An 11,887-nucleotide genomic window follows, 5' to 3' on the forward strand; every position below is an offset into this window, starting at 1 on the left:
TATGAGCGCTTTAAGCGACAAAGAGCAAATTCGTTATAGCCGCCACTTGCTATTAAAAGAGGTGGGGCATGCGGGGCAGCAAAAGTTAAAGTCTGCACATATTGTGGTTGTCGGGGCAGGTGGGCTTGGCTCACCAGCACTGTTTTATTTAGCGGCTGCAGGAATCGGAACGCTCACTTTGATTGACGACGATAAAGTTGAGCTTTCAAATCTACAGCGACAAATACTCTATAAAGTAAACCACTTGGGGCAGGCAAAAACACAGGCGGCTGCCAAGGTATTAAGCAGTTTAAATAATCAAATTACGGTTAAGCCTCTATGCCAAAAGCTTGATGAAAGTAACTGTGCTGAGTTACTTGAAGGTGCTGACATTATCCTCGATTGTAGTGATAACTTTGCTACCCGCTATTTGGTTAATCGCTATTGTTTAGCTAAATCTATCCCACTTGTATCAGCTGCGGCTATTGCAACACAGGGGCAAGTGATGAGTTTTGATTTTCGTGATGAACAGAGCCCTTGCTATGGTTGTGTGTTCCCGCAAACTGAGGAGAAAACAGCGCTTAATTGCGATAATGCTGGGGTATTGAGCCCGTTACTGGGGGTTATGGGCAGCATACAAAGCTTATTGGCTATCAATATATTGCTTGGCCATAAAGTCGGTAGTGAGTTTATTCAATTTGATGGGCTAACACTAAAACAGCAGCGCTTTAATATTCAAAAAGATAGTGAATGTTTAGAGTGTAATCGTGGGGTATAGGCGCGGTTTTATAGTGAATTTTAAGCAAACCACTTTAGCTAAAGTGGTTTGCTTAATTGAACTTATTAATCGTTAATTTTCGCAAATGGTGTGCCCATACGTGTTACTGTCTCTGGGTGTTGATCTGATAAGAACTCAGCTTGATTTGCACCCCAGGCTAAAATAACGGTAGAGCCTAATTTAAAGCGACCCATTTCTTCACCCTTCTTCAGAGTAATCGCGTTGTCACCTTTAGTTGGGTAATTCCAACTAAATACATCTTTACCTGCTGGTGGCGTTACTGTGCCTGCCCAAATAGTCTCGATGCTAGCAACAATTGTCGCACCAACTAGTACCATAGCTAGCGGGCCAATTTCGGTTTCGAAGATAGCCACAACTCGCTCGTTACGAGCAAATAGGTTAGGTACATTTTGCGCTGTTAACGGGTTTACCGAAAATAAATCACCCGGAACGTAAATCATTTTGCTCAGCGTACCATCAACAGGCATGTGAATACGGTGGTAATCTTTAGGCGCTAAATAAATAGTCGCAAACTTACCGCCTAAAAACGGCGCTGTGTCTTCTTCTTTGCCACCAAGTAGTGCTTGTAAGCTGTAGTCGTGGCCTTTTGCCTGGATGATTTGACCGTCTACTACATCGCCTAATTGGCTAATTGCACCATCAACTGGGTGAGCAATAATGTCGCTTTCTTCAGCAAGTGGACGAATGCCTTCTTTTAATGGGCGAGTGAAAAACTCATTAAAAGTTTTGTAATGAGCTGGATCTGGGTATTTAGCCTCACTCATATCAATTTTGTATTGTTTGATAAACAATTTAATTAAGGCCGTTGTTAAGCCACCCGCTTTTGCTGCTGCCAACTTGCCAACCATGCGCGAAATGAAATGTTTTGGCATGGCATATTGCATAGCAATTTTGAATTTATCTAAACTCACTTGTTATTTCCTAAATAGTTATACGCGAGGAGCGCGTGCACCAGCACGGCCGTCGGCCATAGTTTCTAAAATTCGGTGGTAACTGTCAAAGCGAAGTTCTGAAATTTCACCATCATCAACAGCTTGGCGAATTATACAGCCAGGATCGTTTAAATGCTTACAATCTCGAAAACGACAGCCACCAATAAAATCACGGAACTCTTTAAAGCACCATGTAACGCGCTCAACATCTAAATGCCACAAGCCAAACTCACGAATTCCTGGTGAGTCGATAAGGTTACCGCCACTTGGTAAATGGTGTAATCGAGATACGGTTGTTGTGTGTTGACCAAGGCCACTGTTCTCGGAGACTTCTTGGGTTAGAATGTCAGCATCTGGCAGTACAGTGTTCACTAAGGTTGATTTACCCACACCACTTTGACCAACAAAAATGCTGTTTTTACCGACCAGTTTTTGTTTAAGTTCATCGATGCCTTGACCCGTTTTATTACTAACTAACAGTACTTGATAACCTAACTCTCGATAGATATCGAGAATTTCATCAATAAAAGCAAGGCCTTCATCGTCAATTAAATCTATTTTGTTGAGCACTAAAATAGGCTCAATTCCCATGTCTTCACAGGCAACTAAATAGCGATCGATAATGTTTGGCGTAAACTCAGGCAGTACCGCAGAGACCATTAAAATTTGGTCGATATTGGCAGCGACGACTTTTACCCCGTCATAAAAATCAGGGCGCGTTAGTTGTGAGCGACGTTCATGAGTTGCTTCAATAACGCCAGCTAAGTCGCCTTCGCTAACTTTTGCACGGCGAAAAATAACTTCATCACCACAGACAAGGCTCGATACTGTTCTGCGAATATTACAACGTAATATGCTGCCTGATTCGGTTTCGATGTCGGCATGTTGGCCAAATCGACTGATCACTACCGCATTTTCGGCAGGACCTAAATTGTCATTTTGCCATTGCACAGTTGCCCCTTTCTCTTGCTTTTTATCTGCATTAGAGAGGCGTTTTTGATGGTTGGCCTTAATTCGACGCGATTGGCCTTTACTTAATTTCTTTTGTTTTGCCACTTTTGGCCTATAACTTGAGTAAATGTCGGGCTTTTTGAAAAAAAAGCTTTAGGTCGACTGATGATACTAATATGATATATCTAAATGCGTTGGATCTAAAGGAAAGCACCGCTAAGGTAACTATGTCTTTTCATAAATCAAATCTTATCTGGCTCGACCTGGAAATGACCGGCCTCGAACCAGCAACAGATAAAATACTCGAAATTGCCACTGTTGTCACCGACAGTGATTTAAACATTTTGGCTGAAGGCCCTGTTATTGCTATTCATCAAAGCGATGAACTGCTTGATGGCATGGATGAGTGGTGTACGACTCAGCACGGTCAATCTGGTTTAACAGCTCGCTGTAAAGCAAGCACATTCACAGAGCAAGATGCCATTGAGCAAACACTGGCATTTTTGAAGCAATGGGTACCTGCGGGTGCTTCGCCTATGTGTGGTAATTCTATCGGCCAAGATCGCCGCTTTATGAATAAGTACATGCCTGAATTGGAAGACTACTTTCACTACCGTAACCTCGATGTAAGCACAGTTAAAGAGCTTGCGCGTCGCTGGAAACCTGACGTGTTAGCACAAGTGAACAAAAAAGGTTCGCATCTAGCCCTCGACGATATCAAAGATTCGATCATGGAATTAAAGGTTTACCAAGAAAAATTCTTTAATTTGTAAAAAACATTTGCAAACACATCGGATTATTGTAGAATCCTGCCCCGCTTAAGACGTTAACCCCCGCGGGGTTGGTATGTCTCTAAGTAATTGAATGCGGCACTAGCTCAGTTGGTAGAGCGCAACCTTGCCAAGGTTGAGGTCACGAGTTCGAGCCTCGTGTGCCGCTCCAATTTCTCACCAAAAGAAATTGGCTTAAGTTTCAAGAGGAAAGTAACTAACTTGAAGCTTGTAACTTAAAACTAGTAACTTAAAACTAGTAACTTATTGTGCGGCACTAGCTCAGTTGGTAGAGCGCAACCTTGCCAAGGTTGAGGTCACGAGTTCGAGCCTCGTGTGCCGCTCCAATTTCTCACCAAAAGAAATTGGCTTAAGTTTCAAGAGGAAAGTAACTAACTTGAAGCTTGTAACTTAAAACTAGTAACTTATTGTGCGGCACTAGCTCAGTTGGTAGAGCGCAACCTTGCCAAGGTTGAGGTCACGAGTTCGAGCCTCGTGTGCCGCTCCAATTTCTCACCAAAAGAAATTGATATAAGTTTCAAGGGGAAAGTAACTAACTTGAAGTTTGTAACTTAAAACTAGTAACTTATTATGCGGCACTAGCTCAGTTGGTAGAGCGCAACCTTGCCAAGGTTGAGGTCACGAGTTCGAGCCTCGTGTGCCGCTCCAATCTCTAAATAAACCCCAAAACACTTTCTTAAATATAAAGCCAAGTTTTGCTTACAGCTTACCGCTAGTTTTAGATCTGACCTTGGATTGTCGCGACAATCCGTCTAGCACCACCATGGTCTCGGTGTTCACCTAAATAAATACCTTGCCATGTGCCTAGCATTAAGCGGCCTTGATTAATTGGTATGGTGAGTTCAGCACCTAATGTACTGCTTTTTATATGGGCTGGCATATCGTCATCACCTTCATAATCATGACGATAATAACTTTGTCGTTCTGGTACAAAGTGATTGAAGTGACTTTCCATATCCATTCGCACAGTCGGATCTGCATTTTCGTTAATGGTTAAGCTTGCAGAAGTATGCTGAATGAAAAGGTGTAATAAACCGAATTTGTACTGTGTTATTTCGGGGAGTTGACGAAGTATTTCGTCATCAATAATGTGAAAGCCTCGCGAGCGAGGCTTTAATTGAATTGTTTTTTGCTGCCAACTCATAGTTTATCAAAGCTTACTTCGATATTGGCGTTACCGTCAGCTGACGTGAATGGAATTAACACCTTGGCACCTTCGCATTTGTGAGCAATTGTATGTCCTTTGCCAGACACTACAACTGGCGTTGCCATATCAAACTCATAGCCTTTTTCGCCAAGTAGGTTTTTAGCACCACCTGTCACCATGTTAGTGATTTCACCGACCATATCGGTAACTTCTTCATCGATAGTTTCTGGTCGTTCTCCGAGCATTCTTTCCATAATGGTTAATGCTAGGCTTTCATCAAATGAGATTGAAAGTGAGCCTTTTGTTTGTGGTCCAACCATACCTATTAAACCGGAAACATCACCACGGGCTACTTCATCTTTTTTTAAACTAGGTTTACCCGGTTTCAATTCTGTTTGAGCCATGGTGCTCAATACATTTAATAATGATGATAAAAATGGGTTGATGAACTCCACATTCATTATTTAATTTCCCTCAGGTTACGCAGCCAAGCTGCAATTATAACTTAAGTGTAGTGGCTGTTCAGAACAGTGCACTTAATCTTTGCAATTTTCACACTTTCCATGTGCTTCGATAGTTTGTCCAGAGACAATAAATCCACTTTCTGCGGCGAGATTATTCAGTTCGTGAGAAATCACTGTTGAATGTAACTCTTTAACAAAACCACAGCTGTCGCAAATTAATAGTTGTACAGGGTGAATATGATCGAAATGATGGCACAACATAAAAGAGTTAGTACTTTCGATTTTATGAATAAAGCCAAGTTCAGACAAAAAATCTAACGCGCGATAAATAGTGGCAGGTTTTGCACCAGACTCAGTTAATTTAAGTTGTTCTAATAAGTCATAAGCACCTACACCACCTTGCGCACTAGCTAAAAGGCGAAATACTTTTTCACGGATAGGCGTGAAACGTGCACCACGATTGTCGCAGACTTGTTTTGCTTTACTAACGAGTGATTCTATATTCATCTTCTCTTATCCTTACGCTACCGTGATATACTAACATACTGTATTGTAGTTGCAGTGTTTTTATTCGCTATCTCGTTTTCAAGGAAGTTTGTTAATGACTGAGTTGCTCGCCGCGTTCATTTTCTTTTTTGCTGTGATTGATCCAATCGGTACGGTGCCTGTCTTTATTGCTGTAACCCGCTGGGATGATGCCAAGTTTAAACGCAAAGTTGCACTTAAAGCGGTAGGAGTGTCGGCATTAGTTTTACTTTTCTTTGTTATTGCTGGGGAGTTGCTGTTAAACGCAATTAAAATTCCTTTATCGGCATTTCAGATTGCTGGCGGCATTGTTCTATTACTTTTTGCGCTGTCTATGATCTTTGGCGAGAGTAAGCCTGAAAGCGAAATTAAAAGTGTCCGTGATAGTACCGAAACGGCTATCTTTCCGCTGGCAATTCCATCTATTGCAAGCCCGGGGGCAATGCTCGGTGCAGTGTTGATGACACGCAATAATGAATACACATGGTTAGAGCAACTAGTTACCTCTGCGATAATGTTATCGGTGCTCATTATCGTCTTAGTCTTACTTTTATTGGCTACTCAAGTTCACAAATTAATTGGTGATAGTGGTGCCAGTATAATCAGCCGAGTGATGGGACTAATTTTATCTTCAGTGGCTGTGACAAACATTCTTGGCGGCATAGCTCACTACTTTGGTTTGAGTGTCGTTGGATAAGATGAATTAAAGTGCATTTTCAGTAATTTAAACTTTGAATATTTGTCTTCTTTTATCTAAGTTAAGAAGTAGGCAATAAAAATTTAAGGAATAGAGAATGCTACTCAAAAATGTTGTTTTATCAGTTTTTCTGATTTTTAGTTTAGGTGCTTGCATGGAGCCAACCTATGACAGTGGTAAGTTAAAAGTTATTGAAGTAACTGATCATGATTTTAAAATTAATGGTGAAAGCGCAGTAACAGTGATCATTGGTCATGCAAATGTTGCTGAGTACAGCTTTTCACTTCGTAAAAGTGATTTAAAGAAAGGTACACTTTTACAATCAGTGTCTGACAGCAACCCGAATGTTCGCGCTGATGGTACATTTTTTAGTGAATACTATGTGCAGTCAAAAGATCATGATACTCATGCATCAATTGAAATTGTTGAAATCGACCCTGTTGAAAAAGTAGCGCGTATTGCAGTGGGTGCCAAACTAGTTAACCTTAAGAACGAAGATTATAAAGAGTTAGAAATCACCATATTTGAACTTACAGGTAAAAACTTAGAACACCTCCTTAATGAAGTTAAAAGTTAACTTATCCACCATTTTGTAAGAAGTGAGTGTGTAGTCCACTTCTTTTATTCTTTTCTTCCCCATCTTTGATTATGTCATGTTGCGATTGAGCATTAGTGATATAATATCGAAAATTTTGTCAGGGCATGATGCATCTCTTAAAATTGCGTCATCGCTGTACTGAGCGTTAATCGTATTTAGGTAATCAAGTTGCAAGTAAACGTATTGATCTTTATAGGGGCCATGTTATGAGCACAACGACATTAAACCGCCGTTTTTCCGTGGCACCCATGTTAGATTGGACAGATCGTCACTGTCGAACTTTTCACCGTAAAATGACTAAGCATGCTGTGCTTTACACTGAGATGGTGACAACAGGGGCTATTTTATTTGGTAAAGGCGACTACCTTCATTTTAACCAGCATGAAGGGCCTGTGGCATTGCAGCTTGGTGGCTCAGATCCAGAAGCGTTGGCTAAGTGTGCAAAGTTAGCGGCAGAGCGTGGCTATGATGAGGTTAACCTTAATGTTGGTTGTCCTTCAGACCGTGTGCAAAATGGTCGTTTTGGTGCTTGTTTAATGGCAGAGCCGAAGCTGGTTGCTGACTGTGTTGCAGCAATGAAGGCCGAAGTGACTATTCCTGTTACAGTTAAAACGCGCATTGGTATTGATGAGCAAGACTCGTATGAGTTTTTATGTGCCTTAATTGAAGCAAGTCATGATGTTGGTTGTGATGACTTTATTATCCATGCCCGTAAAGCATGGTTAAATGGTTTAAGCCCAAAAGAAAATCGTGAGATCCCACCACTTGATTACCCGCGTGTTTATCAGCTGAAAAAAGATTATCCGCAACTTCACTTAAGTTTAAATGGTGGCGTGAAAACCATTGCTGATAGTGTGGCTCACCTTGAGTATGTTGATGGCATTATGATTGGTCGTGAAGCGTATAGTAATCCGTTTATTTTGTCTGAGGTTGATGAAAACATTTATGGTGATGAAGCCTTTACGCTTACTCGTCATCAGGTTGTGCGCTCTATGTATGACTATATCGAAGATGAAATGAGCAAAGGTGCTAACTTTTGGCATATTGCTCGCCACATGTTGGGGATTTTCCAAGGCCAACCTGGCGCGCGTGGTTTCAGACGTCACCTTTCAGAAAAGGGACATGGTAAAGCGGCTGATTTATCTGTTATGGATAAAGCCTTAAGTTTTGTCCCAGAAGCCTAATCATATCCCTCATTAAAAAAGCCACATTTTGTGGCTTTTTTTGATCCTAAAATTTGGTGAAAAAGTTAATTTTTTAGTCAAATTAGTTATTTTTCATTCAGTCACCAGTCAGTCTAATTCTTGATTTTTAAATCTCAACTTATTGTATTTAAATAGTTATTTTTATTTTTGTGGTAGTTGGCACAAGAATTGGAATCTCCTTGATGTATTAACCCAATAATCAACAGGAGAGTCACATGGGTGTTTTAAATCGCGTAAATGACATTATTCAGGCAAACCTTTCAGCTGCATTAGACAAAGCAGAAGATCCTGAAAAGCTACTGAACTTACTTGTGCAAGAAATGCAGGATGCATTGAGTGAGTGTCGTGCAACTGCAGCCACGTTTCTAACGCAAGAAAAGCAAATAAAGCGTGAAATTGCCGCTAAACAAGCAAAAAAAGCTGACTGGCAAGCGAAGGCAGAAAAAGCACTGAGTAAAGATCGTGACGATCTTGCCAAAGCAGCATTAGTTGAAAAACAGCGTTTAACTACAGAAATCGAAGCGCAACAAGCTGAAATGAATAAAGTGGCTGAGTCACTAGCAAAGCTCACTGAAGATTGTCAGCGTTTACAAAATAAGCTTGCAGATGCAAAAGCAAAGCAACTGACTTATATGCAAAAAGAGCGCGTTGTTACAGCACGTTTAAAAGTAAAAGAGCAGCTGCATAGCAGTAAAGTTGAAGATGCATTAGCGCGTTTTGACTACTTAGAGCAACGCGTTGAAAATATTGAATCGCAGGTTGAAGCGTATGAACTTACGCAAAGTGATGCGGCAAATTCAACAGCAGCACAAATTGCAGCGCTTGAGAAAAATGACGCGATTGATAAAGAACTTGCTGATTTAAAAGCAAGTATGAAGCAATCTGCTTAGGAGTTTAGTGATGAATACATATCATACATCAACACGTTGGTACCGAGATCTAAGTAACAAGAAGATCTCTGGTGTGTGTAGTGGCTTAGCTGCACGATTAGGCTTTCCGGTATGGTCTACACGTTTAGTCATGATCATACTACTTATTCAAATGCCGTTGTTAATAGGCTTGGGTTATTTAGTGGCTCATTGCACTTTACCAGTTAAAGGTTACTAGGAGTCTTTTATGAAAACGTTAGCTATCATCATCTTAGCAATGTTATTACTGTGCACAGATACAATTTCGTTTGTATCGTTTGATACATGGCAGTTGCCTTTGTCAATTGCGGATATGAGCTGGGCTGGGCTTGAAGTGCTTGGTGCTATCATCGCAGTAATTGCTGTTGTGGCTGGGGTTGCTTTATTTACTATTGGCTTAATTGGCGCAGGTGTTGTTGCTGTGATTGGCGTAGTGCTTGCGTTTTTATTTGGCTCAGTTGTAATTGCATGGCCGTTATTGTTAATCGCCGCGTTGTGTTGGCTGGTTGCCGATAACAAAAAATCAGTGGCTTAAGCTGTGAATAAACTGCCTTAATAGCCAAAGTATGCTAAATTTAGCGGGTAAGTAGATGTCTTAACAAGGATTAAAACATAATGAAGTTGTTACCCGCACTGTCTTTTTTTACTGCAAGTTTATTATTTAGTACGTTTACATCTGCCCATAGCGGTCATGAGCACAGCGAGGTTGCAGAAGTTACCGTGAGTGACGCCCAAGTTCGAGAATTCTTACCCGCTAGTAAAGCGACAGTTGCTTATCTTACTATTACCAATCCAAGCGATCACGCCACAGTGCTTACCAAAGCCGAACTGGATGGTTTAGGCCGCGTTGAGATTCATCAGCATACTCATGTTGATGGCATGATGAAAATGCAACAGGTTCTTTCACTGGAAATTAGCGCTCATAGTCAGGTGGAATTTAAACCTGGCGGTTATCATTTAATGGTTTTTGAACCAGAGGATGAACTAAAAGCAGGGCAAGAGCGTAAACTCACGCTATATTTTAAAAACGGCAACCGAGTTTTTACTCAAGCTAAGGTTGTGTCTTTACAAGAAATGTCTGAACAGGCTGCAAATAAGAGTGAACAACACTCACACCACTAGGAGGTACCATGTCTGAGCATAAAGGAAAAATAGCCAGCGCATTACTTATCATTTTAATTATTTTCTATGCAATTGCGGTTTACTGGAGTAGTGAACCAGATCGCATGGATGTTGTAAACAAGGCAAAACAAGAAGCCCAACAACGGGGTGAAAAGTTTGTCACTGGTTACACAACCACGTCAACACTCATTAATGTTGCAAGTACATTGTTAAATAAACCGGGTGGCTATTTATCAAATGATATTATGCCACCAAGTGTGATGATGGATAATATGCCGGCATGGGAATACGGGGCGCTTGAGATGACTCGAGACCTGGTATTGTCGATGCGTAAAGACTTTAGTCGTTCGCAATCACAGTCGACCGAACATGAGGCTCTAAAAAAAGCACAGCCGCAATTTAATATAAGTTCAGTAGCATGGGCATGGCCAAGTGCTGAGGCTGAATATCAAAAAGGCATTGATTCACTGATTGTATATCGAACTCAAATTGCGGATCAAAATGACCGCGATAGCCAGTTTTATGCCCGTGCAGATAATCTACGTGGTTGGTTAAAAGAGGCTGAAAAACGCCTAGGCAGTTTAAGCCAACGCTTAAGTGCCAGTGTCGGCCAAGAACGCTTAAACACAGATCTAGCCGGTGATACCGCAGCCCATCAAGCAACCTATACGCCTTTACAGAATCAGGTAAAAACATCGTGGTGGCAAATTGATGATGTGTTTTATGAGTCTCGTGGTGCAACATGGGCGTTGCTGCATTTTTTACAGGCAGTTGAATATGATTTTGCCGATGTCTTAGAAAAGAAAAATGCGCGTGTTAGCCTGCAACAGATTATTCGTGAATTAGAGGCCACACAAGAAACCGTGTGGAGTCCAATGATATTAAATGGTAGTGGTTTTGGCTTTGTAGCCAATCATTCATTAGTAATGGCGAATTATATTTCTCGAGCCAATGCGGCTCTAATTGAACTTAGCGAACTTTTAGCGCAAGGATAAAATGATGAAAAAGTACTGTTTAGCGGCCGCTTTATCGATGGCCTGTTTAGCTCCGACAGCGCAAGCTGACACATTATTAGGTTTATATCTTGGTGTTGATGGCTGGCAATCTGATAACAGCGGTAGTTTTGCCCAAGACGGTAATCTACAAAGCTTCAAATTTGATGATGAGACGTTTACGAGCTACTACGCAGCACTAGAGCACCCAGTACCACTTGTACCAAATATTAAACTTAAGTACACAGAGCTTGAATTAAACGGTTCAACCATGCTTGATGAAAGCTTTAGCTTTGGCGATTCTAACTATGTGGTAGGTACAACCGTTGGTACGGTAAGTGATTTGTCACATGTTGATTATATTCTTTACTATGAGATTTTTGATAACGATTTAGTGTCTATCGATTTAGGTGTCAATGCTAAACAGTTTGATGGTGAGATTACGGTAACGGGTACATCGCAAAACGGTGGACCAAGCACTACTGAGCGTGTTGATTTTTCAGGCTTTGTACCATTAGTGTATGGCCGTGCTGAAGTTGGCTTACCATTAACTGGCTTGAGTGTTTTCTTTGAAGGTAGCTTACTGGCTATTGATGATAGTAAGGTTCAAGATTATCAAGCCGGTATTGCTTATGCGTTACTTGATAACCTTGCTATTGATATGGATATTAAAGCGGGCTATCGTTCAATGACGCTAGAGCTTGATGATATCGATGATATCTACACAGATATTGATGCTTCTGGGCCATTTGCAGGTATTCAAATTCACTTCTAAAT

16 protein-coding genes and 4 tRNA genes are annotated in these 11,887 nt (G+C 41.1%); 15 read left to right on the forward strand and 5 right to left on the reverse strand.

Going from position 1 to position 11,887, the window contains the following annotated elements; genetic code table 11:
* Position 1 precedes the first annotated feature (1 nt).
* A complete protein-coding gene (locus L1267_RS06460; RefSeq protein ID WP_235382414.1) occupies positions 2 to 757 on the forward strand; it encodes a HesA/MoeB/ThiF family protein in 756 nt (251 codons plus the stop codon).
* A 65-nt stretch (positions 758 to 822) separates the two neighbouring features.
* Here L1267_RS06460 and asd read toward each other — a convergent pair whose 3' ends face one another.
* A complete protein-coding gene (gene asd, locus L1267_RS06465) occupies positions 823 to 1,689 on the reverse strand; it encodes an archaetidylserine decarboxylase (protein WP_171040440.1) in 867 nt (288 codons plus the stop codon).
* Between the two features lie 18 nt (positions 1,690 to 1,707).
* Complete coding sequence (gene rsgA / locus L1267_RS06470; protein WP_138558220.1) at positions 1,708 to 2,766, reverse strand: small ribosomal subunit biogenesis GTPase RsgA; 1,059 nt, start codon at positions 2,764 to 2,766, stop codon at positions 1,708 to 1,710.
* A gap of 122 nt (positions 2,767 to 2,888) precedes the next feature.
* Between rsgA and orn the strand changes: the two genes are divergently transcribed.
* From orn to L1267_RS06495, 5 genes are all read left to right on the forward strand, one after another.
* Positions 2,889 to 3,434: an oligoribonuclease gene (gene orn, locus L1267_RS06475; RefSeq protein WP_135923411.1), complete on the forward strand. Its 546-nt coding sequence runs from the start codon at positions 2,889 to 2,891 to the stop codon at positions 3,432 to 3,434.
* 93 nt (positions 3,435 to 3,527) lie between these two features.
* Positions 3,528 to 3,603, forward strand: a tRNA-Gly gene (locus tag L1267_RS06480).
* 99 nt (positions 3,604 to 3,702) lie between these two features.
* Positions 3,703 to 3,778, forward strand: a tRNA-Gly gene (locus L1267_RS06485).
* A gap of 85 nt (positions 3,779 to 3,863) precedes the next feature.
* A tRNA-Gly gene (locus L1267_RS06490) sits at positions 3,864 to 3,939 on the forward strand.
* Positions 3,940 to 4,024: 85 nt separating this feature from the next.
* Positions 4,025 to 4,100, forward strand: a tRNA-Gly gene (locus L1267_RS06495).
* 70 nt (positions 4,101 to 4,170) lie between these two features.
* Here the strand turns inward: L1267_RS06495 and L1267_RS06500 are convergent.
* The 3 genes from L1267_RS06500 to L1267_RS06510 form a co-directional block, all read right to left on the reverse strand.
* Entirely contained in the window at positions 4,171 to 4,596 is a 426-nt protein-coding gene (locus L1267_RS06500; RefSeq protein WP_235382415.1) for a secondary thiamine-phosphate synthase enzyme YjbQ, read from the reverse strand.
* Positions 4,593 to 5,060 carry a chemotaxis protein CheX gene (locus L1267_RS06505; protein WP_135923412.1) on the reverse strand — a complete coding sequence of 156 codons (468 nt, stop codon included), beginning with the start codon at positions 5,058 to 5,060 and terminating at the stop codon, positions 4,593 to 4,595. The genes L1267_RS06500 and L1267_RS06505 overlap by 4 nt, the downstream gene beginning before the upstream one ends.
* A gap of 75 nt (positions 5,061 to 5,135) precedes the next feature.
* On the reverse strand, positions 5,136 to 5,570 hold the full coding sequence (locus tag L1267_RS06510; protein ID WP_138558083.1) for a transcriptional repressor: 435 nt from the start codon (positions 5,568 to 5,570) through the stop codon (positions 5,136 to 5,138).
* Between the two features lie 94 nt (positions 5,571 to 5,664).
* On the opposite strand from L1267_RS06510, the gene L1267_RS06515 reads away from it, so the two are divergent.
* From L1267_RS06515 to L1267_RS06555, 9 genes are all read left to right on the forward strand, one after another.
* Positions 5,665 to 6,285: a MarC family protein gene (locus tag L1267_RS06515; RefSeq protein ID WP_135923414.1), complete on the forward strand. Its 621-nt coding sequence runs from the start codon at positions 5,665 to 5,667 to the stop codon at positions 6,283 to 6,285.
* Between the two features lie 154 nt (positions 6,286 to 6,439).
* On the forward strand, positions 6,440 to 6,862 hold the full coding sequence (locus L1267_RS06520; RefSeq protein WP_171040436.1) for a hypothetical protein: 423 nt from the start codon (positions 6,440 to 6,442) through the stop codon (positions 6,860 to 6,862).
* 227 nt (positions 6,863 to 7,089) lie between these two features.
* Positions 7,090 to 8,067, forward strand: a complete 978-nt coding sequence (gene dusA / locus L1267_RS06525) for a tRNA dihydrouridine(20/20a) synthase DusA (protein ID WP_135923416.1) — start codon at positions 7,090 to 7,092, stop codon at positions 8,065 to 8,067.
* 236 nt (positions 8,068 to 8,303) lie between these two features.
* Positions 8,304 to 8,978: a PspA/IM30 family protein gene (locus tag L1267_RS06530; protein WP_235382416.1), complete on the forward strand. Its 675-nt coding sequence runs from the start codon at positions 8,304 to 8,306 to the stop codon at positions 8,976 to 8,978.
* Positions 8,979 to 8,988: 10 nt separating this feature from the next.
* Positions 8,989 to 9,195 (forward strand): PspC domain-containing protein, encoded by a 207-nt coding sequence (locus L1267_RS06535; protein WP_135923418.1) that lies wholly within the window; start codon positions 8,989 to 8,991, stop codon positions 9,193 to 9,195.
* 9 nt (positions 9,196 to 9,204) lie between these two features.
* A complete protein-coding gene (locus tag L1267_RS06540; protein ID WP_135923419.1) occupies positions 9,205 to 9,531 on the forward strand; it encodes a hypothetical protein in 327 nt (108 codons plus the stop codon).
* Positions 9,532 to 9,611: 80 nt separating this feature from the next.
* Positions 9,612 to 10,118, forward strand: a complete 507-nt coding sequence (locus tag L1267_RS06545; protein WP_135923420.1) for a copper chaperone PCu(A)C — start codon at positions 9,612 to 9,614, stop codon at positions 10,116 to 10,118.
* An 8-nt stretch (positions 10,119 to 10,126) separates the two neighbouring features.
* Complete coding sequence (locus tag L1267_RS06550; RefSeq protein ID WP_235382417.1) at positions 10,127 to 11,113, forward strand: DUF2333 family protein; 987 nt, start codon at positions 10,127 to 10,129, stop codon at positions 11,111 to 11,113.
* 4 nt (positions 11,114 to 11,117) lie between these two features.
* Positions 11,118 to 11,885 carry a TIGR04219 family outer membrane beta-barrel protein gene (locus L1267_RS06555; RefSeq protein ID WP_135926227.1) on the forward strand — a complete coding sequence of 256 codons (768 nt, stop codon included), beginning with the start codon at positions 11,118 to 11,120 and terminating at the stop codon, positions 11,883 to 11,885.
* Positions 11,886 to 11,887: the final 2 nt, after the last annotated feature.

Origin of the sequence: Pseudoalteromonas sp. OFAV1 (genome assembly GCF_021532595.1) — a bacterium.
In the GTDB taxonomy this organism is placed as follows: domain Bacteria; phylum Pseudomonadota; class Gammaproteobacteria; order Enterobacterales; family Alteromonadaceae; genus Pseudoalteromonas; species Pseudoalteromonas lipolytica_C.

Coding starts and splice junctions, on each gene's coding strand:
- L1267_RS06460 (WP_235382414.1), top strand. CDS start 2: ATGAGCGCTTTAAGCGACAAAGAGCAAATTCGTTATAGCCGCCACTTG.
- orn (WP_135923411.1), top strand. CDS start 2,889: ATGTCTTTTCATAAATCAAATCTTATCTGGCTCGACCTGGAAATGACC.
- L1267_RS06500 (WP_235382415.1), bottom strand. CDS start 4,596: ATGAGTTGGCAGCAAAAAACAATTCAATTAAAGCCTCGCTCGCGAGGC.
- L1267_RS06505 (WP_135923412.1), bottom strand. CDS start 5,060: ATGAATGTGGAGTTCATCAACCCATTTTTATCATCATTATTAAATGTA.
- L1267_RS06510 (WP_138558083.1), bottom strand. CDS start 5,570: ATGAATATAGAATCACTCGTTAGTAAAGCAAAACAAGTCTGCGACAAT.
- L1267_RS06515 (WP_135923414.1), top strand. CDS start 5,665: ATGACTGAGTTGCTCGCCGCGTTCATTTTCTTTTTTGCTGTGATTGAT.
- L1267_RS06520 (WP_171040436.1), top strand. CDS start 6,440: ATGGAGCCAACCTATGACAGTGGTAAGTTAAAAGTTATTGAAGTAACT.
- dusA (WP_135923416.1), top strand. CDS start 7,090: ATGAGCACAACGACATTAAACCGCCGTTTTTCCGTGGCACCCATGTTA.
- L1267_RS06530 (WP_235382416.1), top strand. CDS start 8,304: ATGGGTGTTTTAAATCGCGTAAATGACATTATTCAGGCAAACCTTTCA.
- L1267_RS06535 (WP_135923418.1), top strand. CDS start 8,989: ATGAATACATATCATACATCAACACGTTGGTACCGAGATCTAAGTAAC.
- L1267_RS06540 (WP_135923419.1), top strand. CDS start 9,205: ATGAAAACGTTAGCTATCATCATCTTAGCAATGTTATTACTGTGCACA.
- L1267_RS06545 (WP_135923420.1), top strand. CDS start 9,612: ATGAAGTTGTTACCCGCACTGTCTTTTTTTACTGCAAGTTTATTATTT.
- L1267_RS06550 (WP_235382417.1), top strand. CDS start 10,127: ATGTCTGAGCATAAAGGAAAAATAGCCAGCGCATTACTTATCATTTTA.
- L1267_RS06555 (WP_135926227.1), top strand. CDS start 11,118: ATGAAAAAGTACTGTTTAGCGGCCGCTTTATCGATGGCCTGTTTAGCT.